Source organism: Rhizobium sp. CB3060, assembly GCF_025200735.1.
GTDB lineage: Bacteria > Pseudomonadota > Alphaproteobacteria > Rhizobiales > Rhizobiaceae > Rhizobium.
The window spans coordinates 1,133,648-1,156,684 of record NZ_CP104159.1 but is presented as its reverse complement, the minus strand read 5'-3'; the positions used below and the strand labels follow the sequence as shown (position 1 = coordinate 1,156,684).

24 protein-coding genes are annotated in these 23,037 nt (G+C 57.8%); 12 read left to right on the top strand and 12 right to left on the bottom strand.

Going from position 1 to position 23,037, the window contains the following annotated elements:
* Positions 1–75 precede the first annotated feature (75 nt).
* On the top strand, positions 76–1,140 hold the full coding sequence (locus N2601_RS24730) for an ABC transporter permease subunit (protein ID WP_260304021.1): 1,065 nt from the start codon (positions 76–78) through the stop codon (positions 1,138–1,140).
* Positions 1,133–1,879, top strand: a complete 747-nt coding sequence (locus tag N2601_RS24725) for an ATP-binding cassette domain-containing protein (protein WP_104826969.1) — start codon at positions 1,133–1,135, stop codon at positions 1,877–1,879. Before N2601_RS24730 ends, N2601_RS24725 begins: the two co-directional genes overlap by 8 nt.
* Before the next feature lie 110 nt (positions 1,880–1,989).
* Here the strand turns inward: N2601_RS24725 and N2601_RS24720 are convergent, their stop codons facing one another.
* Positions 1,990–2,427 carry a PPC domain-containing DNA-binding protein gene (locus N2601_RS24720; RefSeq protein ID WP_260304020.1) on the bottom strand — a complete coding sequence of 146 codons (438 nt, stop codon included), beginning with the start codon at positions 2,425–2,427 and terminating at the stop codon, positions 1,990–1,992.
* Between the two features lie 220 nt (positions 2,428–2,647).
* Between N2601_RS24720 and N2601_RS24715 the strand changes: the two genes are divergently transcribed.
* Together N2601_RS24715 and N2601_RS24710 are read left to right on the top strand one after the other, a co-directional pair.
* Complete coding sequence (locus N2601_RS24715; protein WP_260304019.1) at positions 2,648–3,505, top strand: SDR family oxidoreductase; 858 nt, start codon at positions 2,648–2,650, stop codon at positions 3,503–3,505.
* 130 nt (positions 3,506–3,635) lie between these two features.
* Positions 3,636–3,881 (top strand): hypothetical protein, encoded by a 246-nt coding sequence (locus N2601_RS24710; RefSeq protein WP_260304018.1) that lies wholly within the window; start codon positions 3,636–3,638, stop codon positions 3,879–3,881.
* 126 nt (positions 3,882–4,007) lie between these two features.
* Here N2601_RS24710 and N2601_RS24705 read toward each other — a convergent pair whose 3' ends face one another.
* Positions 4,008–4,292 (bottom strand): DUF1236 domain-containing protein, encoded by a 285-nt coding sequence (locus N2601_RS24705; RefSeq protein WP_260304017.1) that lies wholly within the window; start codon positions 4,290–4,292, stop codon positions 4,008–4,010.
* A gap of 91 nt (positions 4,293–4,383) precedes the next feature.
* On the bottom strand, positions 4,384–5,304 hold the full coding sequence (locus N2601_RS24700) for a DUF72 domain-containing protein (protein WP_260304016.1): 921 nt from the start codon (positions 5,302–5,304) through the stop codon (positions 4,384–4,386).
* Positions 5,305–5,486: 182 nt separating this feature from the next.
* Here N2601_RS24700 and N2601_RS24695 point away from each other — a divergent pair, with 182 nt between their 5' ends.
* Entirely contained in the window at positions 5,487–6,908 is a 1,422-nt protein-coding gene (locus N2601_RS24695; protein WP_260304015.1) for a phospholipase D-like domain-containing protein, read from the top strand.
* Here the strand turns inward: N2601_RS24695 and N2601_RS24690 are convergent.
* The gene (locus tag N2601_RS24690; RefSeq protein ID WP_260304014.1) at positions 6,825–7,817 is read right to left on the bottom strand and encodes a lysylphosphatidylglycerol synthase domain-containing protein; all 993 of its coding nucleotides are present in this window, start codon (positions 7,815–7,817) and stop codon (positions 6,825–6,827) included. The genes N2601_RS24695 and N2601_RS24690 overlap by 84 nt on opposite strands.
* A 77-nt stretch (positions 7,818–7,894) precedes the next feature.
* Here N2601_RS24690 and N2601_RS24685 point away from each other — a divergent pair, with 77 nt between their 5' ends.
* The gene (locus tag N2601_RS24685; protein ID WP_260304013.1) at positions 7,895–8,629 is read left to right on the top strand and encodes an endonuclease/exonuclease/phosphatase family protein; all 735 of its coding nucleotides are present in this window, start codon (positions 7,895–7,897) and stop codon (positions 8,627–8,629) included.
* A gap of 45 nt (positions 8,630–8,674) precedes the next feature.
* Here the strand turns inward: N2601_RS24685 and N2601_RS24680 are convergent, their stop codons facing one another.
* The 5 genes from N2601_RS24680 to N2601_RS24660 form a co-directional block, all read right to left on the bottom strand.
* Positions 8,675–8,884, bottom strand: a complete 210-nt coding sequence (locus tag N2601_RS24680) for a hypothetical protein (RefSeq protein WP_028750383.1) — start codon at positions 8,882–8,884, stop codon at positions 8,675–8,677.
* Positions 8,885–9,102: 218 nt separating this feature from the next.
* A complete protein-coding gene (locus tag N2601_RS24675) occupies positions 9,103–10,788 on the bottom strand; it encodes a glycoside hydrolase family 13 protein (RefSeq protein ID WP_260304012.1) in 1,686 nt (561 codons plus the stop codon).
* A 145-nt stretch (positions 10,789–10,933) separates the two neighbouring features.
* Positions 10,934–12,571: an alpha-amylase family protein gene (locus tag N2601_RS24670; RefSeq protein ID WP_260304011.1), complete on the bottom strand. Its 1,638-nt coding sequence runs from the start codon at positions 12,569–12,571 to the stop codon at positions 10,934–10,936.
* A 216-nt stretch (positions 12,572–12,787) separates the two neighbouring features.
* The gene (locus N2601_RS24665) at positions 12,788–13,261 is read right to left on the bottom strand and encodes a gamma-glutamylcyclotransferase family protein (protein WP_260304010.1); all 474 of its coding nucleotides are present in this window, start codon (positions 13,259–13,261) and stop codon (positions 12,788–12,790) included.
* A 37-nt stretch (positions 13,262–13,298) separates the two neighbouring features.
* Positions 13,299–13,724 (bottom strand): HD domain-containing protein, encoded by a 426-nt coding sequence (locus N2601_RS24660; RefSeq protein ID WP_260304009.1) that lies wholly within the window; start codon positions 13,722–13,724, stop codon positions 13,299–13,301.
* A gap of 281 nt (positions 13,725–14,005) precedes the next feature.
* Between N2601_RS24660 and N2601_RS24655 the strand changes: the two genes are divergently transcribed.
* The 3 genes from N2601_RS24655 (at position 14,006) to N2601_RS24645 (ending at position 15,098) form a co-directional block, all read left to right on the top strand.
* A complete protein-coding gene (locus N2601_RS24655; protein WP_260304008.1) occupies positions 14,006–14,245 on the top strand; it encodes a sigma factor in 240 nt (79 codons plus the stop codon).
* Between the two features lie 203 nt (positions 14,246–14,448).
* Positions 14,449–14,706, top strand: a complete 258-nt coding sequence (locus N2601_RS24650; RefSeq protein ID WP_260304007.1) for a hypothetical protein — start codon at positions 14,449–14,451, stop codon at positions 14,704–14,706.
* A complete protein-coding gene (locus N2601_RS24645; protein WP_260304006.1) occupies positions 14,703–15,098 on the top strand; it encodes a response regulator in 396 nt (131 codons plus the stop codon). Before N2601_RS24650 ends, N2601_RS24645 begins: the two co-directional genes overlap by 4 nt.
* Positions 15,099–15,137: 39 nt before the next feature.
* On the opposite strand, the gene N2601_RS24640 is transcribed toward N2601_RS24645, so the two are convergent.
* The 3 genes from N2601_RS24640 to N2601_RS24630 form a co-directional block, all read right to left on the bottom strand.
* Positions 15,138–15,521 carry a response regulator gene (locus tag N2601_RS24640; RefSeq protein ID WP_260304005.1) on the bottom strand — a complete coding sequence of 128 codons (384 nt, stop codon included), beginning with the start codon at positions 15,519–15,521 and terminating at the stop codon, positions 15,138–15,140.
* Positions 15,522–15,583: 62 nt separating this feature from the next.
* Positions 15,584–19,180: a CheR family methyltransferase gene (locus tag N2601_RS24635; protein ID WP_260304004.1), complete on the bottom strand. Its 3,597-nt coding sequence runs from the start codon at positions 19,178–19,180 to the stop codon at positions 15,584–15,586.
* Between the two features lie 39 nt (positions 19,181–19,219).
* Positions 19,220–20,275, bottom strand: coding sequence for a chemotaxis protein CheB (locus N2601_RS24630; RefSeq protein WP_260304003.1), 1,056 nt, complete (start codon positions 20,273–20,275; stop codon positions 19,220–19,222).
* A gap of 736 nt (positions 20,276–21,011) precedes the next feature.
* On the opposite strand from N2601_RS24630, the gene N2601_RS24625 reads away from it, so the two are divergent.
* The 3 genes from N2601_RS24625 to N2601_RS24615 all read left to right on the top strand — a co-directional run bounded on the left by N2601_RS24625 (position 21,012) and on the right by N2601_RS24615 (position 22,959).
* Positions 21,012–21,515 carry a sigma-70 family RNA polymerase sigma factor gene (locus tag N2601_RS24625; protein WP_260304002.1) on the top strand — a complete coding sequence of 168 codons (504 nt, stop codon included), beginning with the start codon at positions 21,012–21,014 and terminating at the stop codon, positions 21,513–21,515.
* A gap of 183 nt (positions 21,516–21,698) precedes the next feature.
* Positions 21,699–21,920 (top strand): DUF2934 domain-containing protein, encoded by a 222-nt coding sequence (locus N2601_RS24620; protein WP_260304001.1) that lies wholly within the window; start codon positions 21,699–21,701, stop codon positions 21,918–21,920.
* Positions 21,921–22,299: 379 nt separating this feature from the next.
* The gene (locus tag N2601_RS24615; protein WP_260304000.1) at positions 22,300–22,959 is read left to right on the top strand and encodes a hypothetical protein; all 660 of its coding nucleotides are present in this window, start codon (positions 22,300–22,302) and stop codon (positions 22,957–22,959) included.
* The last annotated feature ends 78 nt before the right edge of the window (positions 22,960–23,037 follow it).

The window sequence follows — 23,037 nt, the reverse complement described above, 5'->3', positions numbered from 1 at the left end:
AGGCGCATCTTTGATCATAGTAGAGGGACTGGCGTGACGACTTCTGTGCGTTCTCGCTCAAGTTCGGGTTGATTCATGAGCATCGACAATATCGAGGCCCGCCAGGCGGACCAGCATGTAGCGCCGGAGGCGGACCACGGCGATCAAGCAAAAACCATCGTCAACCGCATCGCCCAGTTGCGCGCATGGCTCTTCCTTGCCGCGCTGATCGTAATTTTCGAGGTCTGGGCGCGTGTCGATTTCGGCGGCACCTTTGTCGGCTCAGCCTTCAACTGGCAGTCGGTCGCCGTTTTTGCCGTGGCGCCGCTGCTGCTTGCCATCGGCCAGACCTTCGTCATCATATCCGGCGGTATCGACCTTTCGACAGGCTTCATCATGGGTCTCGCTGCGGTCGTTGCCGCGCATGTCACCAATATGGTCGGGCTTTACATGCCGCTGCCGATAGCCATGGTGTTCGGAATACTCGTCGCGATGCTCGCGGCCACGGTGCCCGGCTGCATCAACGGCCTTTTGATTTCCCGGCTCAAGGTTCCGCCCTTCATCGGCACGCTCGGCATGTTCGGCGTCGCGCGCGGCACCGCCTTTCTTCTTGCCGGCGGCACGACCGTGCCCGTCAAGAACTCCTATTTCGCTGAGCTCGGCAACGGCCGCTTCTATGGCGTGCCCTATCTCGTCATCGTCACGCTGATTTTCGTGGTGATCATGCATTACCTGCTGAGCCAGACCCGCTTTGGCCAGCACAATTATGCGATCGGCGCCAATGCGCAGGCAGCAAGGCGGGCCGGCATCGATCTAAAATCCCATCTCCTGCGGCTCTATATGCTTTCGGCGGTCTGCGCCGGTCTCGGCGGCGCTCTCTATGCCGCCCGCTTCACCGCCGGTGCTGCCCAGGCCGGCGAACCGCTGCTGCTCGACAGCGTGGCCGCGGTCGTCATCGGCGGCGCCAGCCTGTTTGGCGGCTCGGGCACGATCATCGGCACCATTGCCGGCGCGCTGGTTATCGCCGTCATTCAGTACGGCTTGGTTTTCATGAATGTGGAGCCGTTCTGGCAGTTCATCGCCGTCGGTATCGTCATCATCATTTCGGTGCTCATCGACCAGGCACAGCGCCGGTTCAGCGGAGCAAAACAGGATGAATAGCGCAGAGCCTCTTCTCGAAGTCCGGAACCTGTCGCGTTACTTCGGCGCCGTCCAAGCCTTGGACAATTGCTCCATGGTGGTCCACCCCGGCGAGGTTGTGGCGCTCGCGGGAGACAATGGCGCGGGCAAAACGACGATGATCAAGACGATTTCGGGCGTCTATCCGCCGACGGCCGGCGAGATCTTGATCGAAGGAAAGCCCGTTACCTTCTCCTCCCCACAAGATGCGCGGGAAAAGGGTATCGAGACGATCTATCAGGATTTGGCGCTTGCCGACAATCTGACGATCGGCTCCAACATCTTCCTTGGGCGCGAACCGATGAAGAAGCTCTTTGGCTTCCTGCCGGTGATCGACCGGAAGGCCATGGCGGAAGCGGCGCGGGCCACGATGGCGCAGCTCGATTTCCATGTGAAACGGCTCGATGCGCCGGTCAGCAACTTCTCCGGCGGCCAGCGCCAGGCGGTCGCGATCGGGCGCGCGGTCTACTGGAACGCTCGCATCCTGATCATGGACGAGCCGACCGCAGCACTTGGCGTACCGGAACAGCGCAAGGTGGTGGCCTTGATCAAATCACTGAAGGCACAGGGCCGCGGCGTCATTTTCATCTCGCATAATCTACAGGATATTTTCGCCGTCTCCGACCGCATCGTCGTCCTTCGCCGCGGTATCGTTGCCGGAGAGCGCAAGATCAGTGAAACGACGCACGAGGAAGTCGTCAAGCTGATGATCGGCGGTTAGCCGATTTTATGGTTTGCCCGCTCTATGTCTGAATGAACTCGATCTGCTCTATGCACATCGATGCCCTCTATCCAAGGCGGGCGTCCGCGACGGCGCACAAAGTTGTTGGCTCAGAGTTCGATAAGGGAGATTCCGAGATCTTTGTGATGCCGGCGGCGCAGGTAGGCGGGGGTCTCGATGATGGTCACTTCCAAAGTGGGATGTACGATACCGTCGATGAAGTGACCGCCGCGCGTGGAGCCGTCTTTTAGGCCGAGAACGGCGTGAAGATGCAGGCTCGCCTTACCGTCGTCGCCGGTTGCGATATCGCCGAGAAGGCTCAGGACTTCGCATTGCTCCTCGACCGGAATCTTGCGGTAGCTGCGGCCGGAGAAATCAAACCAGCCGACGGTCGCCTTTTCGAAGGCGCCGATGGCGGTGACCGAGGCGGCGGTCATTTCATAGGTGGTGGCGAAGTTGCTGAGGGTGGAGAAGGCTTCTTCCTTCGCATCGAGCACGACAATATAGGTGCGCTGACCGTCCGTTTCGTTGATCTGTTTGAAATTCATGGCAATGAACTCGCTATCCCTGTGCGGGTTGTCCGGTGAAGGCGGAGATGCCTCCGTCGACTGGAATATTGGTGCCAGTTCAGAACTGCAGCGGGGCGGGAAGGTTCCTTGAAAATGGTGGCGTCATCTTCATCAGCTTCTTGTTGATTTTGCTCTTTTCGGGAACCAAGCGCGAGGCACGTGGTTGAGAATGGGAACCACCGATACCAAGGAGGAAGCCATGGCCACCCATCCCACGCCCCCGTTCCCATCGCAACAGCAGCCGATGCCTGGCCATACCGCGGCCATGCGGCCGGTACCGGATCATGGCGAAAAGTCTTACCGAGGATCGGGCCGGCTTACCGGCAAGAAGGCGATCATCACCGGCGGCGACAGCGGCATTGGCCGTGCCGTTGCAATCGCCTTTGCCCGTGAAGGTGCCGATGTTCTCATTGCCTATCTGGATGAAGACGACGACGCCGAGGAGACCCGGCGCTGGGTGGAAGACGCGGGACACAAGGCCATTCTCGTTCCCGGCGACATCCAGGATCCGCAGCATTGCCGGGCAATCGTGGACAAGGCGGTCGCGCAGCTCGGCGGGATCGATATTCTCGTCAACAATGCTGCTCACCAGGCGAGCTTTCACAACATCGGTGATATCAGCGACCAGGAATGGGAACTGACCTTCAAGGTCAATATTCACGCCATGTTTTATCTGACCAAGGCCGCCGTTCCGCATATGAAACCGGGAAGTTCCATCATCAACACTACCTCGATCAATTCGGACAGCCCCAATCCCACCTTGCTTGCCTATGCCACGACCAAGGGCGCCATCCAGAATTTCACCGCGGGTCTCGCGCAATTGCTTGCTGAGAAGGGAATTCGCGCCAATGCCGTGGCGCCCGGCCCGATCTGGACGCTGCTCATTCCATCGACCATGCCCAAGGAGGCGATCGAGAATTTCGGGAAGCAAGTGCCAATGAAGCGCCCCGGCCAGCCCGCCGAGCTTGCTACGACCTACGTCATGCTAGCCGATCCGCTGTCGAGCTACGTCTCAGGGACTACGGTCGCCGTGACGGGAGGCAAGCCGATCCTGTAGGAGCGGCTCTCGATCATATTGCAAGGATGCCCCTCTGCCGGCCTTGATCGCGGCCCCTGCATCCTCGCGATTGAGGGTGTGGGGGATTTCCTTTCGCCACTGAACAAACCGGACCATTTAGGAGACTGTTATGACCAAGACCTTTGATCTCTCAGAGCTTTCCGAAGAGGAACTGACCGCCCTGATCGAAGAAGCAACGACCTTGCGAGACATCAGGCGGAAGACCCGCGATCGTGAACTTGCAACAGGCGCCGACGGATCGAGGGGACAGGATGTAAAGGACCCCGACCACGGCGCGATCACCACACCTACGCCGCGTGACGTCAAGGAAGAAGGTCCGGCTCACGGGGCGCCAGGTAAAGCCTCTGGCGCTTGACCGACCAAGGCAGGAATTGACTCGAAACCAAAAATACGCGCACCGCTAAGGGTGCGCGTAACGTTAGGAGCCCGTCCACGATAGAACCACAAAGGAAGGGCTGGCATATTCTGGCTTCGTGCCTCGCTATTTCACGACTTCGATAATCTTATGAGTCTTTTGGCTTACGATCACACGCTTCTTATTGACGACCGTATAGGCGTAATCGCTGTTACTCGGAATGGTGTGTACTTCCACCGAACTTGGCAATTCGCTGCCGACTACGATGTCGCCCTCATAAGCTACCGATGGAACGTCTTGTTCCGTCACATACGTCCTGACCTCTCCGGGTATAACCACCGTCGTGCTCTGAGCAAATGCTGTCCCGGATGCGAAGAGTGCCGCACTCACGGCAACGAGAATCCTTTTCATCATAACCTCCGTTGGTCCAATGGACTTCCTAACTGCCGCCGGGGGTGAAGGTTCCTCAGCAACTGCGTCGGCAGTTGCAACCGCCTTAAAATCAGGCCACAGCCAATTTTGAGCGTCTTTTGGCAGTGGCGGGATTTGCCAATCCTAGCCGTGCGGCAAGCGCCCGTGCGTCCGCGGGGGCTCGTACTTTCACGTCGTTATCGAAATAAACATAGACATCGCGGCCACTGCGCGCCGGCTTCAGCGGCTTGAGCACGCGGTTGGCATTTGCCGGCTCGCGACCATGGGCCCAGTCATCGATCCTCTCCGCCCAGATATCCAGCGCCTTGTCGTCATAGCCGCTGACATAAAGCTCTTCGGAGCCATGGAGGCGGCAATAGACGAAGTCGGCCGTCACATCCATCAGCAGCGGCCATTCGACCGTGTCGGCGCAAACGAGCCCGATTTCATGCTCGCGAAGCAGGTCGATGAAATCCGCGTCGACGAAGCTCTCGTGGCGGATTTCGAATGCGTGGCGGATAGGTCTTTCGCCATCGGCCTTCAGCCAGTCCCGACCGTTCAGCCGTTCGTCGTGCCGCGTGGCAAGCCTCGCTGCAGCGGCTGTGTCTTTCGGCAGCATTCTCATGAAAGCGGAAAAGAGATCGGGATCGAAACGCTGTCGCGCTGGAAACTGCCAGAGGATTGGTCCGAGCTTTGCTCCCAGGCGTAGCACCCCGGAGGCGATGAAATTGGCGAGCGGGGTTTCGACATCGCGAAGCCGGCGCAGATGGGTGATGTAACGGGAGCCTTTTACCGCAAAGACGAAATCGTCGGGCGTCTCATCGCGCCACCTGGCAAAGACGTCGGGGCGCTGCAGGCCGTAGAAGGTACCGTTGATTTCAATGGAAGGGAATTGCCGCGAGGCATAGGCCAACTCGCGCTTCTGCGCCACATCCCCCGGATAGAAGACGCCGCGCCAAGGGGCGTAGGTCCAGCCCGAGATACCGATGCGGATCGTGCCTGTCTTTGCCATTCCATAGGAACTGCGCGGCTGGCGACTTGTTCCTCCAGCTTTCGTGGAGCCACGCATCATCAAGCGTTCGTCGGCGGAACATTGGGAAAATTCAGGCGTTTGCGTCTCGTAAGAGGCAAGCGACAAGGACCTGTCGGGGCACGATCGGCTGTCGGAAACAGAGAGGTGTAAATGGTTCTGCCATGTCGCTGAAAGCCGAAGATATGCGATTGGAAGGTATTGCGGCACGGACGGCCTTCCTCATCAACGGTAGCGCCTATTTCTCGCGATTGGCCCACATTTTACGCCGTGCGCGGAGACGGGTCTGGATCATCGGATGGGACTTCAACCCCGATATCCACCTGCAGCCTGAGAACTCCAAAGAAACACTCGGCGATCTTCTGCATGCCTTAGTGGATGCCAATCCCGATCTTGAGGTTCGAATTTTGATCTGGGCCTTGGGACCGCTTTATTCCGAAAAATCCTTGAAGGTACTGCGCAAGATAAATTTTCCAAAGAACTCTCGCATCGACCTGCGCTTTGCCATGCAGCCCGCCATTCGCGGATGTCACCATCAGAAACTTGTCTGCATCGACGATTCCGTGGCCTTCATCGGTGGAATCGATCTGACGTCGCGGCGTTGGGACACCTGGGTACACAGGGTTCGTGATAAGCTGAAGCGCGATCCCGACGGCGTGTTTTACGAACCGCTTCACGACCTGCAAACCATGGTGACGGGGGATGCGGCCAGGCTCATCGCCTCCGTGGCGAGGCGACGATGGATGGATGCCACCGGAGAGGAGTGCAGGGCCTTGACGGCGCAGACCGCCGTCGACTGGCCAAACGATCTCACCGCGTCGCTTGAAAATGTGCCGGTCAGGCTTGCGATAACGGAACCGGTGACCTTCTTCAAGCGCGGTCTGCGTCAGGGAATTGCCGTGACAAAGGACGTGATCGCCAAGGCGAGACGTCAGCTTTACATCGAGACGCAATACCTTGCGTCGTTCAATGTCGCGGAAGCCATTGCCGCTCGCCTGCGGGAAGAGGACGGGCCGGAAGTCGTCATCATCTGCACACGCAAATCCCATGGCTTGATCGAGAACTTTATAATGGGAAAGAACCGCGACAGGATCGTCCGACGTCTCATGGATGCGGATCGTCACGGTCGGCTGCGCATCTTCTATCCGGTGGTCCCCGATGGCGAAAAGCAGGTCGAACTGCTCGTTCACTCGAAGCTTCTGATCGCCGACGACAATCTGCTCCGCATTGGTTCCTCCAATCTCAACCACCGGTCCGAGGGACTCGACACCGAATGCGATATTCTTTTTCAGGCACATAAGCCCACTCACCGTTTGGCGATCGATGAGCTGCGCAATATGCTGGTGGCGGAGTACCTCGGCTGCGCCGCTGGCGCCGTTCGAAATGCCTTTCAACAGAGCGGATCGCTAATCCACGCAATCGCTGAGCTGAATGTCGGAGCCCGATGCCTCAAGCCGCTGGCAACGACCTGCCAAAAGACAGGGCCGATTGCGGGGACCGCGCTATTCGATCCCGCCCGTCCGCTGGGGCGCCTGGGTCCTCGTCGTCTTGTCGGCCACCTTCGCCGGATCCTTCGTTCGAGCTGAGCGGTGCCGAAACACCAGTTCGCTGGCGATCAGAAGGGTCGGTCCCAGGATGAGGGGGATGAGGAAGTAGATGCAGCGAAAGGCGATCAAGGCGCCAATGGAGGCCGCATTCGGCACGATATAGGAGACGGTTGTCTCGATCACGCCCAAGCCGCCAGGAACATGGGTCGCCATGACAGCCGTATTGGCTAGCACGTAGGCGGTGATTGATCGGAACAATGCAACATCCGCGAAGGCCGAAAGCAACTGATGCAGGCACGCCGAGACGCAGACGAAATCCAAAGTACCGATGACGATTTGCAGCAAGGCTATGTGGGGCCGCGGCAGCTCGAATGACCAGCGCCATAAAGTCAATCTTTGCCGCAGGATCATGGTAAGCGACGCATAGAGAACCGGAACGGCAAGAAGGATGACACCTGCCGTTCGGATGTCCCTGGTATTCGACCTCAGCAGGCCCGCGGCATCCGCAGGGTCGACCAGCAACGCGATTCCGCCGAGCGTGGTCATCCCCAGGCCGACCGTGACGCCGCAGAAAAGCACTATCTTCGTGACTTCCTCGATGCTTAGACCCCAGCGTGAATAAAAGCGATATCGGAAGGCGCCGCTGCTGAGGCCGGCAAAGCCAATATTGTGGCCTATCGAGAGGCTGACGAAGGAGGCAAGCGCAATTTTGCGATAAGGCAAAGACTTGCGGAGCGACAAGATGGCAAGCAGATCGAAACCGGTGAGACAAAGGTAGGAGGCCGCCGCGCAGAGAAGCGCCAAGCAAAGATGCCGGAGCGGGATGCTCAGCAGCGAGTTCCTGATGTCATCCAAGCTGTAGTGATGAAGGATGCGATACAGGAGCCAGAATGCAAGGCATGTCGCTGCGATGAGCAGACCATTCCAAATCAGGCTTTTCAAGGTCATCGGCTATCCTTCTGCATCGGCTGGGAATACCGCCCCGATGAAGCGGAACGATTGGGCGAGTTCGGTGTTCCCCGGCCATGTCCCGCGGAAGAACGATCAGAATTCTGACCTATAACGTGCACAGTTGCATTGGCACGGATCGCAAGATCGACCCCGGCCGGATCGCCGCTGTGATCGCGGAGACGCAAGCGGATATCGTAGCGCTGCAGGAGATCGATGTGCGTCGCCACAGAACCGGCGGCGTCGATCAGGCGAGCATGATCGCCTCCTTGCTGAAGATGGAGGCGCATTTCAATCCGGCCCTGACGATAGCCGAGGAGCAATATGGAGACGCGCTCATAACGAGCCTGCCGACAAAGGCGATCAAGGCCGGGCCGCTGCCTTCGTTGGGCGAGCCGCGTGGGGCAGTTTCCGTCGAAGTCATGGTGGGAAACAGGCAGTTGCACCTCGTCAACACCCATCTCGGCCTTCGGGGACGCGATCGCGTCCAGCAAATGACGACGCTTCTCGGGCCGGCATGGCTGCCGGATAGCGGCAAGGACCTTGCTTCGACCATTCTCTGCGGGGATTTCAACGCCGTTCCCGTCTCCGCAGCCTACCGGCTTGCCGTCCGCACATTGAAGGACGCCCAACTTTCCGGCAATCAGCCGGCGAAGCCGACCTTTCCCTCGCGTTATCCGCTGATGCGGCTGGATCATATTTTCGTCAGCGCCGATCTTGCTGTCCTTGGCACGAGCGTGCCGCGAAATCGTCTGACGAGCCTGGCTTCCGATCATCTTCCATTGATTGCGGAAATCGGCCTTGGCGATTGACGCGACCGGTCCGTATCAATCTTTCGATCTACTGGTGCTGACGCGCTATCGCCATGCGCTTTCGTTCTTCTTCTCGTAATCGCTGAAGGCCTTTCTTAGTCCCCCAAGCACTTCTGCAGCGGTTTCGAACATCGCCTTGAGTTGCGGCTCATCGACCTTTTCGATGTCCTCGCGCAAATGATCCATCGTTTCTTTCAGCCGCGCCTGCATCTTCTGTGTGTGGTGGCGCGGGTCGCCGTTTGCCTTCGTGACCATGACCAATCTCCTTCGTGAAATGGCATGCGTTTGCTCGCCCCGCTTCGCTTGCACTCAGGAATTCAAACTCGCGAATATTGATGTCGGTTCCCGTAGAAATGCACGGCGACGCGCCGGCATGTGTCACGTGCTGGAGCATTATCGAGAAGGCGAGGTTTGGTGCAGCGTCCGCTCCGGCGTCGGTAGCGCTGCATCGCCGAAGAGCCCGTAAACATCGCTCAGGCCGAAGCCTCGGCCACATTTTCCTTGGGCAGCTCGATCGTATGAAGGATCGCCAAAGTCTCGTATGGCTTGAGTTCGACCGTCTCTTGCAAACGGCTTACGGGCTGATAGTTGGCAATAAGGCATCGACCTTCCACCTGCAATTCGTCGGGCAGAGGCAGTGTTACGGTCTCCACCGAGAAATTTGCGAGCACGATCACACACTGGTCCTCGAATGTCCTTGTATAGGCGAAAACCTGCGGGTGTTGATCGAAATGGGATTGATAGGTGCCGTAGACGATGACCGGATGCATGGCACGCAGCGCAATCAGCCGCCGGTAGTAATTCCAGATCGAGCGGTCGTCACCCATGCTCTGTGCCGCGTTGATGCTACTGAAATTGGGATTTGTCTGTATCCACGGAACGCCGGTGGTGAAGCCGCCATGCGGCGCCGTGCTCCATTGCATGGGGGTACGGGCATTGTCGCGCGCATTCCGATTGGCGACAGTGATGAATTCCTCCGACGAAAGCCCTGCCTCGACATGCAGGCGATGCATATTCAGCGTTTCGATATCTCTGTACTGATCGATGGAGGTGAAGGTGGCGTTCGTCATGCCGATTTCTTCGCCCTGGTAGACGAAGGGCGTGCCTTTCAGGAAATGAAGGACGGTTGCCAGCATCGTCGCGGATTCCCGATGGTAACCCGTGGCATCGCCATAGGTCGAAACGGCACGCGGCAGATCGTGGTTGCCCCAGAAAAGAGAATTCCATCCATCGTCCGAGAGCGCATATTGCCACTTGCTGAGGACTGCCTTCAAACTGACGAGGTCAAACGGCTGTGGCCGCCATTTGCCATAGACCTTATCCCACTGTTGGAGGACATGCTCGAACTGGAAGACCATGGACAATTCCCCGCGCTGCGCGCCGGAATATAAGAGAGCCGAGCCAGGGGTGGCGCTCCAGGCTTCGCCGACGGTGACGACATCGCGGTCCTTCAGTGTTTCTCGATGCATCTCCTGAATGTAGTCGTGAAGACACGGGCCGTCGGCGGTGATCGCGCGATCGACATCCTTGGCGATGCGGTCGATGACGTCCATCCGGAAGCCGGCGATGCCGCGGTCCAGCCACCAATTCATCATCTTGTAGATTTCCTGCCGAACGCTCGGATTGTGCCAGTTGAGATCCGGCTGCCGGTGGGAGAATTGATGGAAATAATATTGGCCGGTCGCGGCCTCGAACGTCCAGGCCGGTCCTCCGAACACGGAAAGAAGGTCGTTCGGGAGGCTGCCGTCCTCGTTGGGGGAGCGCCAGATATAGAAGTCGCGATATGGGCTGTCCTTGGACGCGCGGGCGTCGAGGAACCAGGGGTGCTCATCGGACGTGTGATTGACGACAAGATCGAGAATAATGCCGATCCCGCGTTTGCTCGCTTCCGCAAGCAGCTCATCGAAATCCGCAAGCGTTCCGAACTCCGGCGCGATATCCTGATAGTCCGAGATGTCGTAGCCGTTGTCGTCCATCGGCGATTTGAAGATCGGCGAAAGCCAGATCAAGCCAATGCCGAGGGAGTGGAGATAATCGAGTCGCGAGGTTATGCCCGGAATATCGCCGATGCCGTCTCCGTTGCTGTCGAAGAAGCTGCGTGGATAGATCTGATAGGCCGTCTTGGCATGCCACCATCTAGTGGCTGGTTTGGCGGTCATGGGAGCCTCTCCGGATTGTCGCGGCAAGCCGCGTCCTTTCCCTGGCGTCATCTTGGCGCCCTCGGCGGTATAGGTTAGGCACAACCGCTGCCGCGCGCATAGGTTCCGTGCCGAGCTTGCCATTTCCCGTTTTTAAGGGAGCTGTCTATGAGGCGGCCGGTAGATTGCTCCGAAACCAACGGTAACCGTAGGCATCGAGCTCGATCGTGGTGCCCTTGCCTTTTTTCTCGGGATAGACCCTGTTGCCGAACAATCCGATAAGCTGTTTCATCTCATCCTTATCGAGATCCAACTTCACGGAGCAATTTCGCGGCGCAAGATTGTGAGCGATCAGGACCGTGCCTTGCTCCCAGGCGAACCTCTGGGCGAACACCGCTGGGTTATGCGTTTCGATACAGCGCCATTCGCCCCAGCCGACCTCGGGGCAAGACTGCCGTGTGTCGACAAGCCGTCTTACCCAGTTGAGTAACGAGTCCGGATCGCGCTGCTGAGCCTCGGCGTTGATCTTGTCGGCTCCATGATCGCCAGTCATGATGACCGGGTGGATTAGATATTCTTCCGCGCAGGTGGAGAAGCCGGCATTTTCATCATCGGACCATTGCATGCAGGTGCGCACCGGCCAGCGCTCCGGCAGGCAAAGCACGTCCCCCAGCCCGAGTTCGTCGCCATAGTAAATGACGGGTATGCCCGGAAGGCTGAACATCAGGCTGAACGCCATTTCGATCCTCCGGCGCTCGTTGCCGAGCATCGGCGCAAGGCGGCGGCGAATGCCACGGTTATAAAGGCGCATGTCGGCGTCGGGAGCAAAGACGGTGTAGACCTCGTTCCGCTCCTTCTCCGTCAGGCGGCCCAGGTCTAGCTCATCGTGATTGCGCAGGAACTGCACCCATTGGCAAAGCTGCGGCAATTTCGGAAGCCGGGCGAGACCCCGCGCAAGGGGGGCGGCGGAATTGGTGGCGAGCGCCAGAAACAGATACTGGTTTGCAAGAAAGGCAAATAGCATGTGAAGGCGGGAACCGCCGCCGAAGAACTGCGGCATCTCTTTCGGAGGCACGTTTGCTTCGGCAATCAGGACGGCGTCGCCGCGCCGCCAGGATAGAAAGTCGCGCAACTCGCCGAAAAACTCATAGTGCCGCGACGAGGGGCGGTTAGGGCTGATTTCCTCGACCAGGAACGGTGCTGCATCTATCCGAAATCCCGATACGCCGAGCTCGAGCCAAAAGCCAACGATCTTGAAAATCTCTTCCCGGACCGCCGGGTTGCTGATGTTGAGGTCCGGCTGATGCGGATAGAAGCGATGATAGTACCAGGCCGTCGCCAGCGGATCAAAGGTCCATACGCTTGATTGGTGGCCGGGAAAGGCCATGCCGTGATTGACGTTTGCCGGCTTGGATCTCGACCAGTTGTAGTAGTCGCGGAAGGGCGAGCGAGGATCGGTCCGCGCCTGTTGAAACCAGGGATGCTGCTCGGACGTATGATTGATCGGCAGATCGATGATAAGTTTCAGGCCGCGCAACCGCGCCTGATGGCTGAACTCCACGAAATCGCCAAGCGTACCGAGCTCCGGGGCAATATTATAGTAGTCGGTAACATCGTAGCCATAGTCCATTCCGGGGCTGGGATAAAATGGCAGCAACCACAGGCAGGTGACGCCGAGCCGTGCGATATAGTCGAGCTGATCGGTCAGGCCTTTGAAATCGCCAATTCCATCACCGTCACTGTCCTTGAAGGTGCCGACGTTGAGGCTGTAGATGACAGAATTCTTGTACCAGAGATCAATCACGTTCGGGCGTCCGACATTGGGCAACATGCCGCTGAGCGGGCACCCGATGCCAGCTCTCTTCGACCACGCTCGTGGTCCCGAGATTGCTGGTCGCGCTATGCGCCATTCGACCGCCGGCACATGCTGAGGTCGTTGATGTAAACCGTATCGAATGGCAAATGTTCCGGGGAGCTTACGCAAGAGCGATCGTTTGGTCCGTGTCGGAACAGAAAGACTTCATCGGAGCCCGGCATCTTTGGAATATGTCCCGCGGCTCTGGTCCGGCGCTCTTTCGATGCGTTGTTCCGGCGGGATGAAACGGCGATCGTCATATGTGGAAAGATAGTCCGAATGTATGGGCTTTGCTAAGCTTCGCGACTTGAAATAAACGAATGCGATGCAAGGATCGCCGCCGGCTACCCGTTCCAGTTCGATCAATCCGCGGAAATGTCCCGGCTTACCGATCGATTCCAACAGATCGAGATGTCGCAGAGTCCGATCGTCGACTTCATAAAGCTCACCTTTCACGGTCGTGCCGTTTCCTGGCTCGTCAAACATCATGGGTGCAAACCAGCGACCGGCGATCAGCATGGGATAGGGCTTGCGGGTTTTGAAGAGACCGCGGTAGTGCGCACGCGCCAGTCCCCGCTCATGCAACGCAAAACCCCTTTTCAGCGTCCCGAATACAAATAGACGAATAGTCGCCGACATCGTGGTCCTTTCAGAAATCGGTCAGAGTATTCCACCTTCAGCGATCATCTTGTTCCCGCATGATATCGAGGCCACGCCGATACTTGCCGATGTCACCGCCAATCCGCTGCTGCTGCCAAAGATTGTCCTCGAGATCTGCCTTCTTGACCGGTCTTGCCATGGCATTTGCGATCGCGCGGCGGACAAAGGCATCGTCATCCTCGCCAACGCGTTTGGTGAGGGCATCGACGGCTGCGAGTACTGAACGAGAAAAGCCTTGCTGCCGGAGGCGTTCGATGGTCCAGCCAGGCCCTTTCTCCACGACATCATGCAGATATGCCACGATTTTCTGGTCCTCCCCCGAAACCGCCGATGCCACGCGACGGCAATGCTCGACATAGGGATTGCCGAGTTTATCGGTCTGGTCCGCATGCGCTTCGGTCGCAATTTCCATGGCACGGTTTTGCGGGTCGATTGATGACATCTGTACCCTCGTCGGCGAACTCAAAATTGAGCATCGCCGCTTCGTATCTCGAATAATCAAGCTCAACGGTGGAGACGGCCGGAAGTTCCCGCCGCGGCTGGTGGTGGCGCTCGGTTGTTGGAAGGTTGGCCGCGACATCAAGGAAGATGCAGGATCTCCAGATTTCTTGGGCCAATCAGGAACAAGCCGAGGATCATACCCGTTAAAAAATATCGGACAGGCGCGGATGCCTCCGAATGGAAATGGACGGAACAATCGTGAGTTAGTGAAAAGAGAATATCGTGACTGATATTTCCCGACACCACCGATTGCAGGCTGAAATGGAGGAACTTATGCCGACATTTCGATCATTGGCGGAAGCGTTCTGCAGGAACCCGGCCGATGCGGACGATCTGGTGCAGGAGACCGTGGCGAGGGCCGTTGCAAGCCTCGATCAGTTCACCGACGAGATGTCACTCGAATCTTGGATGTTTGCGAATATGCACGACATCTATCGGCGAAAGTTCGACATTTCCCAGTAAGATCCAGGAGGATATAGAAGCCGTTTGCAGGAAGGAGATCCCACAAACTTCGGAGGATTGAGTAAACTCCGTCCTCGAACCTGACGGAATGGCGTATCCAGCGTTCCTACAATGGAAGTGGCTGGATTTGAGGCATAACTGAGTTCATGATGTGCAGGAATCTCCCTGAGGAGGCGACCGTGCACAGACGCGAGGAACTTGCAATGGCTGTAGGCCATGTTCGCGACGGTGAAAAGCGCGTTCTGAAGCAAGAGGCGCTCATCGGCCGGTTGGAGGCCGGCGGTCATCCGAGTGCGCAGGCTGTAGAGTTGTTGAACACCTTCAACGTCACCCTGGATCTGATGAGAGGCCACCTGCATATCATTGAAGATGAAATCGACGCGGAACGTCTTGAAAAGCTGGCGCGTCGAGCCTGGGCCAAGGCCATCGTTAATCGATCTAGGACGTCCAGAATCTCATGAGTAAAGAACCGGCAGAGCAACCAATCGTTTTGGTCGTGGAGGATGAATATCTGCTCGCCTTCGACCTTGCGGCTTCACTCGGCGATCGCGATCTTGCTGTTCTTGGGCCTGCGCCGACAATCGCTCAGGCTTTGTCTCTTATCGCTGCGACCGATGAGATCGATTGCGCCATCCTCGATGTCAGCATCAGAGGTGAAATGGTCTTTCCCGTGGCCGAGGCGCTCTCGAAGCGAGGAATACCGTTCGTATTTACGACCGGCTATGAAAAATCCGTTTTTGGCGAACGGTTCACGGACATCGAGGTCTATTCGAAGCCGCTCGATATCGAACGCCTTACGACGGAAATCTCCACTTTGGCGCATGATCACTGCGTCAAGCGCGGGCATGCGTAAAGCGGTCTGGCTCTCGGGAAATGCCTGGCAAGACGTTCGTCACGTATCCTGCTGCCGAGGGCCAAAAAGGCCTCGTGCAATATGCTCGATTTCGATCGGCTTCTCGCAAAGAACAAAACCGGTGAAACGGGCGGGAATGATCGACGGATCATAACCGGTCGCAAAGACATAAGGGATCTTCAGTTCATCCAGTCTCTCCGCCACGGGAAACACCATTTCACCGTCGAGGTGGACGTCGAGGATCGCCGCATCGACATCTTCATCCTGGATCAATTCGAGAGCCTGGTCGACCCTTGCCGTTGGCCCGATGACGATAGCCCCGAGCTTTAGCAACTGGCGCCGCGCCTCGTTTGCAAGAAGATACTCATCTTCCACGATCAAAATCCGTCGGCCGGAAAAGAGGTGGCTGTAGCGCTGGCTCATCTCGTCAGACCGAACAAACGGTGGGGAAGTTTCGCGAGTGTGGCCTCTGCAGCGCATTACTCTCAATGACTTGGCTCATGCAGTTTGATCTTTTCGGAAAGAGGAAGTTCGATGGTACAGATCAATCCTTCCGGCGTGAACTCCATTCGTCCGCTACCACCGAACTGATACGGCACGACATTTTCGATCAGTTCGGACCCAAATCCGCGCCGGGCCGGCCTCTTCGGCAATCCAGTCAGCCCTGTCTCTTGCCAGACCAGCTTCAGAGAGGGCTTCTTGCCGTCACCGTGATTATGGAAGGAGATGTGCAATTCTCCGCCGTCTTGCGACAATGCGCCGTATTTAACGGCATTGCTTGTCAACTCATGGATCGCGAGGCTCATGTTCTCCGCCGCTTTGCCGAACAAAGCCGCATTTGGGCCGGTTATCGTCACCGGATTTTCATCTTTGCCGGTCTGCGCGGATATTTCGCTTTTGATCAGGTCTTTCAGGTCCATGGCGGCATCGGGCGCGCTCGTCAGCAAGGTCTGCGTTCTGGCCATTGCGTTGATGCGGCCTTCCAGATGACGGGCGTAGTCTACGACCGTGTCGCTCGTTTCCGCGGTATGGGCGGCAATCGAGCGGACGATCGCAAGCGTATTGCGGACCCGGTGCTGAAGCTCGTGCAGCAAGATTTGCTGATGCTCCTGAAGGAGCTGCATTTCGTGCACATCGGTCGCTGTGCCAAACCATTCGACCACCTTGCCGGAATCGTTCTTCACTGGCCGGGCTCGTAGATGCACGGTCCTGTATGTATTCGTTTCAGCATTGAAGAGGCGATGCTCCAATTCGAGCAGTCCGGTTTTTTCGGCATCCTTCCAGGCTTCCAGGACCTTCTTGCGATCATCGGGATGTATGGGATCAAGCCAGCCTTTGCCCAGCGATGCAATCTCGGTCTGGCCGGTATAAGCCGTCCATTGCGGGCTGCTCCAGGTCCAATTGCCCTCCGCCGCCGCGCGCCAGACAAGCTGCGGAATGCCTTCGACAACAGAGCGCAGAAGCGCTTCGCGATCCCGCAGGCGCTCCTCTGCTCGGACGAGCGCGGTTACGTCCATGAAGGTCAAAACGGCGCCCTCAATGACGTTGTCGACGCTGCGATAGGGGAGCACGCGGATCAGATACTGCGAGCCGGTCTGCGGGTTTTTCGTCTCCCGTTCCATGCTGCTCAGCGTCCGGATAACGCGCCGCGCATCCTGCTCGAGATCGTCATAGGCAATTCTCGCGGCGATGTGATGGATCGGTCTGCCGAGATCGGTGTCGATCAGGTGGAATATGTCGGTGATTGCGGGCGTGAAACTCTTGATGCGCAGATCATTGTCCAAAAAGACGGCGGCAATCTGCGTGCTGTCGAGCAGATTTCTAAGATCGGAATTCGCCCGTGCCAGCTCTTCCACGCGATGAGCCAGTTCGCCATTGACCGTCTGGAGTTCTTCGTTGAGCGACTGGAGCTCCTCCTTGGAGGTCTCCAATTCCTCATTTGACGATTGAAGTTCCTCGTTGACGGACTGGTACTCCTCGTTCGAGGCCTTCAACTCTTCATTGGTGCTTTCCAGCTCTTCGACTGTTGCCTGTAGCCGATCGCGCGCCTGGCGAAGCTCGTCCTCCAGGCGCCGTACATGCTCCTCCTGACCGGCGGAGGGAATGATCGTGCCAGCGTCATCCTCCCCAACCACCTGACCATCCTGGAGGATCACCATGAAACGGCGTGGCTGTCCCGGCGCGGGGTCAATCGGTTCGATCGACATGGTTACCACTAAGGCGCTGCCGTTCTGCCCGACTTTCAAGCCGCCGACCTTGACGGTTGCCTTGTCGGTCTCAGCCTTATGGAGGGCTGCGCGCAGATCTATGCGCAGATCGCGATGGATCAGATTGAAGACATTGAGGCTGGCATGGCCCGAAGGCGGATCGATGAATTTGCCGGTGCGCCCGGAAAAATGCAGCACGTCATGGTTTTCGTCGACAATCATGTAAGCGGGCGCATATCGCTCCATGATCCGCTCGGCCTGTTTCGTGAGCACGGATACGTTGTTGACGGAAGGACGTATTCCGGACGGCATGCCCGGCGGCGCGTTGCGTTCGGTGGTCGCCGACAATGGAAAATCCGGCAGTAGACGCGTCATGGTTTCGATTTGCCGGAATATCCGGAAGCGGCGATCCACGGGCGTAAAAAGCTTCCCATGGCGGCTGACATTCTCGGAATTGCCAAGGAAAAGATAACCACCCGGCCTGAGGGCGAAATGGAAGAGCGGAATGACCCTGTTCTGAAGTTCTGCGCCCAGATAAATCAGAAGGTTGCGGCATGACACCATGTCGAGCCTTGAGAAGGGCGCGTCCTTGATGAGATTGTGCTGCGAAAACAAGCACATTTCCCGCAGTTCCTTGACCACGGAATAGGTTTCGCCCTCTTTGACGAACCAGCGCGCCAACCGCTCGGGTGTAACATCCTTGATCGCGGAGGCGGCGTATCGCCCGACACGCGCCTGCGCCAGCGCGCGATTATCGATATCGGTCGCGAAGATCTGGATATGCGGCACGATGTCGAGCCGTGCCATCTGTTCGCGCAAAAGGATGGCGATCGAATAGGCTTCTTCACCCGTGGCGCAGCCAAGCACCCAGACACGGATGTGATCGCTCGCGCCCTTGCCTTCGAAAAGTTTGGGAATGACCTCCCGTTCGAGGTGTTCGAACTCCTTGGTATCCCGGAAGAAATGCGTCACGCCGATCAGCAGGTCGTTGAACAGATTATTTGCCTCGTCGGCGTCGGAACGCAGATATTCGAGGTAATTTTCGATGGTATCGGTCTGCGTTACCTGGATGCGGCGTTGCACCCGCCTCAGGAAGGTATTGGGCTTGTAGCCGTGAAAATCGTGACCTGTTCTGTTGCGAAGCACGGCGGCGATCCGCGTCAGTTGCGGGCCAACCTGAACGACCAGTTCGTCGAAGTCCTGCGCCAGCGTCTGGCGTTGAATGCTGCGGATCTGAGCCTTGATGCGGGTCGCCAGCTCCTCGGCAGGCAAAACCAGATCCGCCACCGCAGCCGCGCTCTTGGGCTGCGATGACGGATGGGAAATATCGACGGATTCCTGGCAGATTTCGGCAAGCGCCAACCCGCCTTGCTCCTTGACGGCAATGATACCGAGGGTTCCGTCGGTCCCGCAGCCGCCCATGACGAGCCCGATGGCCCGCTTTTGCTCCTGTTCGGCCAGGGAGACCAGGAAGCTGTCCATGGTCCCGCGTTCACCCGATGTGTCGGACCCATGATGGGTCAGCAGCCGATCGTTTTTCAAGGTGGCGATCACGCCGGTCGGAGCGATATAGATGCGCTCGGATTCTATCGTTTCCCCGTTTGAGGCTAGCCGCACGGTGCGGCCGCTCACTGTCGCCAAACGGGCCTGGAATGCTTCCTGGTCGAAAGCGTCGCGATATTGCATCACGATAACAAAGGCGGCGCCTGGGGAAGAGTGCATCTGCTCAAAGAAGATTTCGAGACTGCCGGTCTCCGCCGCGGAAGCTCCAATCCCCACGATGATCGGCGACCGCGAGGCAGCACCTTCGTTGATCTCAACTCCAGCATCGGTCAAAAGCTCGTCGCTTTTTTTTACCCGAGATTTCTTTGTCACGTCTGGCGTTCCATGGTGTTGAGCCGCCGAGACGGCCCATTACGATTCCGGCTTCCTTCCCGCACGCATTTCCAGGTCAACGACCTCCGACCCACTCTCGTTAGGAGCCTTGTCTTCCATGCCCTGAAGAATGGCGGTGCGCAAGATATCTACATGCTTTCGGTATTCGCTGGCCCGCTCTTCATGCATTTCCGCCATACCCAGGCGGTTTGCCTTTGTGGCTTCCTTGGCCAGGCGATCGACCAGGGCAGCACGTTCCTCGACGATTCGCAGCGCCACGCGCATGGCAACGTCGACAGAATCGCGCTGTTCGGCAATCAATGCCTTGGCGGTATAGGCGTGTCCGATCTGGCAACGAAACCGCAGGGGTTGCGAATCCCTCACTTCCGATAAGACCCCCCCGCATTCCGGGCATGTCAAGGGGGAAGCGTCGGCTAGTTGCTTGATTTTAGACGTGTCTGAGCGGCCGCCTGCCGCAATCTCCACTTCAATCCTGACGCCTGCCGGCAATGGCCGCGCTGGTCCCGGCGGCTCCGCCGAGAAGTGAATGATCGCCCGTGCCAATTCTTCCGATGTGGCGTTGAGATCGACGGGAGTGGCTTCCAATGCCGACATCGGCATTTCAGGCGTCGCCGCATCCTCCGGCGCTTGAACCAGGGCGACGCCTCCGGCCTGCTTGATCGTCGCCAGGCCGGATGCGCCGTCGTTCATCTTGCCGCTGAGAAGCACTCCGATCGTTCTGGGACCATAGGAAAGAGCGGCTGACCGGAAGAGCGAGTCGATCGAGGGACGCGCGAGATTTTCGCGAGGCCCGTTTCCCAGGGTCAGCTTATCCTTTATCACCAGCAGGTGGTAGTCGGAGGGAGCAAGGTAGATTTGGCCGGGTAGAATGGCCTCGCCATCTTCAGCATTCTTCACAGGCAAATTGCTGGAAGCGGAAGTGACTAACCTTAATATTCCGGTGCTGTTTGCGGGAATGTGAACAATGATGATTACCGCCGCCCTGAGATTGTGGGGCAGGGCGGCTAGTATGGTTCTCAGAGGATCGGACGATCCCGCCGATCCGCCGATAACGATGATATCGCGATTGGCCATCACACCTCACATGCGAGAGGAACAGGCGGGGGCAGAGTTTGTTCCATTGGTGAACGGACAGATGATTCATCGCCGGACATCTCGCGCAGTTCGGCCCTCGGTTGCTGTCCATGATGTCGGGAACGCGCCAGGTGCCCGTGACGACGGATCTACCTGCAGCGCCGGAGCATGAGCTTCGGTTGCGTTCTTTGTCTCAAGCAAAAGCCTGATTGGCGGTGATCATCCGCTCGTCGCGAATGGCCTACCTCCGAAAGGGCCTGGAACGTCTCGCGGCGAGAAATGTTCCCGACGGGGCTGGACTGTATTTTTTCCGAACGGGAACCTAAGGCCGAGATGTCGGTTCGGAAGCTGGATCGCGTGGATTTTGTCCCTTCCTGCTAGGCCCTGTCGCCACCTGCGCGGTCCACCCTCCTCTGAGACTGTAACACGCCCGTATTCACATCGCTATTCATGACCTCTGTCTCACAACCGGCATGAGACGATGTCGAAGAATTTTAAGAGTCTGCACGGAACCAAGCGCGAGACGGAGTCGTTTTTTAGGGGATGTGAAGAGTGCTTGAGAAAGTCTGTCTGAAGGGCTTCAGGCTTCATCACGGCAACTCGTTTAATACAGATCATCGGAAAGATCCAGCCGGCATCCGCACGGACGCCGGGCCGGTACTCGTGACGTTTGCATTACCGGGCGACGCAAACATCGCATCAATTTCGCCGATGACGCGGCTATAAGGAGAGCGTTGTGCACGATACGTCCCGATCCACCGATTTAGAGACTGAAATCGTAAATCTCATTCCGGCTCTTCGCGCCTTCGCCAGAACCTTCCATAGGAACTCGGCCGATGCCGACGACTTGGTTCAGGAAACCTTGACAAAGGCGCTCGCCAATCTTGGCCAGTTTGACCCCGGTACACGGCTGAAATCCTGGCTGTTCACCATCATGCGTAACACATTCTGCACGAAGTTCCGCATAGCCAAGCGCGAGTCGCCCGGCAGCAAGAAATGCGTCTCCGGCTTCGGCGTGGAAGCGCCGCCGCAGGAATGGACGATCCGCGCCAAGGAACTGGAGCGAGCCTGCAAGCGGCTGCCAGAGCCTTATCGGGCGGTGCTGGAATATGTCGTTATCGAGGGCCGCTCTTACGACGATGCGGCGGAAAAATTCGGCTGCGCGATCGGCACGGTAAAGAGCCGGATCAACCGGGCTCGCCAGCAGCTCGCCGCTCAGCTCGACGAGGACTTCGGCTAACATCTGGAAACGGTCGCCGCTTCCCATGATCCGGGAAACAACAAAGCGCCGACCGCACTCAAAAGATATGTGAAGAAAAAGCTCCAGCGACCGAAGAATGTGGGAACATTCGCCGTGCGCCATAGTTCGAAGTCGCTTGTGCGGCCCGCTGCTAAGAACTGATTTTTCCTTAAAGACCTAGTGATGGAGAAGAACATGCAAGCTTCAAGGGACGACAAAATCCGCCTGCGCGCCTATCAGATTTGGGAGCAAGAAGGGCGGCCGGAAGGCCAGGATATCAATCATTGGAACCGTGCCGATAGTGAAATCCAACAGGAACAATACCAGATGCAGGCCGAACAGGATGCGAAACCCGCTGACATGAGAGAAACAAATGCGGCGACGCAGGCTGTGCAGGCACCTTAGGGCTACATGGAAAAACCAATCGGCAAGCCTGCATGGTTAGGGGTTCCGAACCACGACATGTCACGGTTGTTCCCCGCATGAGGCTGATCGCCGGAGAGTGCGGAGGGCGGCACATGTGCACCGCAGCAAAAAACTTCGGCCCGAGGGGTTTACAAGCAATCCCTTGAATGGGAGTCTGGTCATCGAGAGTTGCTTGAGGCGCGCGAAGTATTTGTCTCGCGTGGCGGCGGTGCGAAGGCCAAAAAGCAGGCAGCGCGCCGTCGGCTCGGCTCTAACCAACCAAATCAATCAAGGCTGAACGTGCGTTTTCGCATGGTTCGGCTGTCGATGCAGCGTTTCAGCGCGCTGGCATTGATACAAATGCAATTGGGCTTTTGTAATGAGATTCGTTTCAACGGGTATTTTTCTTGGTGCCTTCGTAAGTGCTGCGTCGCTCTCGCATAAGGCCGCCCATGCCGGCGATCTGGTGATCTGGACGCCGGTTAAGGTTGCTCCGCGGACCTATCACACGACAATTGGCTTTCGGCTGCCCATGGCCTGGGAAATGAGCGCGGGTGCGGATATCGGTCTCGCAGGCGCGCCCGGCGGAAAGATCCTGAACGGTTCCGAACTCGCCACGCTATGGGGACGCGCGGTAGACGATCGCAGCAATTTTGCCAGCAATTCGCGGCGCGAGGTCGCTGTGCGGGTGGATACGCTGAAGGGGAGCGGAATGTTGTATCTTGGCCGCTCGCAAAAGTGGATAGTCTCGCAGGATCTCGACATGCAGATGTTGCGATCGTTGAACGTCAGCTACGCGACGACGCAGACTGCGCCGACCTCCGTGACCGCCTCGCAGGCGGTAACGATGATCTTTCCCTCGACCGGGACAGCGATTTCGGCGAGCGGAGAGCTGACGGACATCAAGGGCTCCTTCTCGAGTACGCTTGCCTTGAAACAAGCGATCGCGCCCGATCTCAATCTTACGGCGTCACTCACCGATCCGCTGCTTTTGACGCCGGCGGGCAACGTGCGGGTCGATTATCGCATCAAATGGTAACAGGTGCAGTTCATGAGGCGCGGCGAGAGAGTCATCGTTCTGCCGGTGGCGTATTCGATGACTCTCGCTGCTGTTGGC

Bases quoted from the DNA above. Each gene is read 5' to 3' on its own strand.
- N2601_RS24730 (WP_260304021.1), top strand. From the start codon at position 76: ATGAGCATCGACAATATCGAGGCCCGCCAGGCGGACCAGCATGTAGCG.
- N2601_RS24725 (WP_104826969.1), top strand. From the start codon at position 1,133: ATGAATAGCGCAGAGCCTCTTCTCGAAGTCCGGAACCTGTCGCGTTAC.
- N2601_RS24720 (WP_260304020.1), bottom strand. From the start codon at position 2,427: ATGAATTTCAAACAGATCAACGAAACGGACGGTCAGCGCACCTATATT.
- N2601_RS24715 (WP_260304019.1), top strand. From the start codon at position 2,648: ATGGCCACCCATCCCACGCCCCCGTTCCCATCGCAACAGCAGCCGATG.
- N2601_RS24710 (WP_260304018.1), top strand. From the start codon at position 3,636: ATGACCAAGACCTTTGATCTCTCAGAGCTTTCCGAAGAGGAACTGACC.
- N2601_RS24705 (WP_260304017.1), bottom strand. From the start codon at position 4,292: ATGAAAAGGATTCTCGTTGCCGTGAGTGCGGCACTCTTCGCATCCGGG.
- N2601_RS24700 (WP_260304016.1), bottom strand. From the start codon at position 5,304: ATGGCAAAGACAGGCACGATCCGCATCGGTATCTCGGGCTGGACCTAC.
- N2601_RS24695 (WP_260304015.1), top strand. From the start codon at position 5,487: ATGTCGCTGAAAGCCGAAGATATGCGATTGGAAGGTATTGCGGCACGG.
- N2601_RS24690 (WP_260304014.1), bottom strand. From the start codon at position 7,817: ATGACCTTGAAAAGCCTGATTTGGAATGGTCTGCTCATCGCAGCGACA.
- N2601_RS24685 (WP_260304013.1), top strand. From the start codon at position 7,895: ATGTCCCGCGGAAGAACGATCAGAATTCTGACCTATAACGTGCACAGT.
- N2601_RS24680 (WP_028750383.1), bottom strand. From the start codon at position 8,884: ATGGTCACGAAGGCAAACGGCGACCCGCGCCACCACACACAGAAGATG.
- N2601_RS24675 (WP_260304012.1), bottom strand. From the start codon at position 10,788: ATGACCGCCAAACCAGCCACTAGATGGTGGCATGCCAAGACGGCCTAT.
- N2601_RS24665 (WP_260304010.1), bottom strand. From the start codon at position 13,261: ATGTCGGCGACTATTCGTCTATTTGTATTCGGGACGCTGAAAAGGGGT.
- N2601_RS24660 (WP_260304009.1), bottom strand. From the start codon at position 13,724: ATGTCATCAATCGACCCGCAAAACCGTGCCATGGAAATTGCGACCGAA.
- N2601_RS24650 (WP_260304007.1), top strand. From the start codon at position 14,449: ATGGCTGTAGGCCATGTTCGCGACGGTGAAAAGCGCGTTCTGAAGCAA.
- N2601_RS24645 (WP_260304006.1), top strand. From the start codon at position 14,703: ATGAGTAAAGAACCGGCAGAGCAACCAATCGTTTTGGTCGTGGAGGAT.
- N2601_RS24640 (WP_260304005.1), bottom strand. From the start codon at position 15,521: ATGAGCCAGCGCTACAGCCACCTCTTTTCCGGCCGACGGATTTTGATC.
- N2601_RS24630 (WP_260304003.1), bottom strand. From the start codon at position 20,275: ATGGCCAATCGCGATATCATCGTTATCGGCGGATCGGCGGGATCGTCC.
- N2601_RS24620 (WP_260304001.1), top strand. From the start codon at position 21,699: ATGGAGAAGAACATGCAAGCTTCAAGGGACGACAAAATCCGCCTGCGC.
- N2601_RS24615 (WP_260304000.1), top strand. From the start codon at position 22,300: ATGAGATTCGTTTCAACGGGTATTTTTCTTGGTGCCTTCGTAAGTGCT.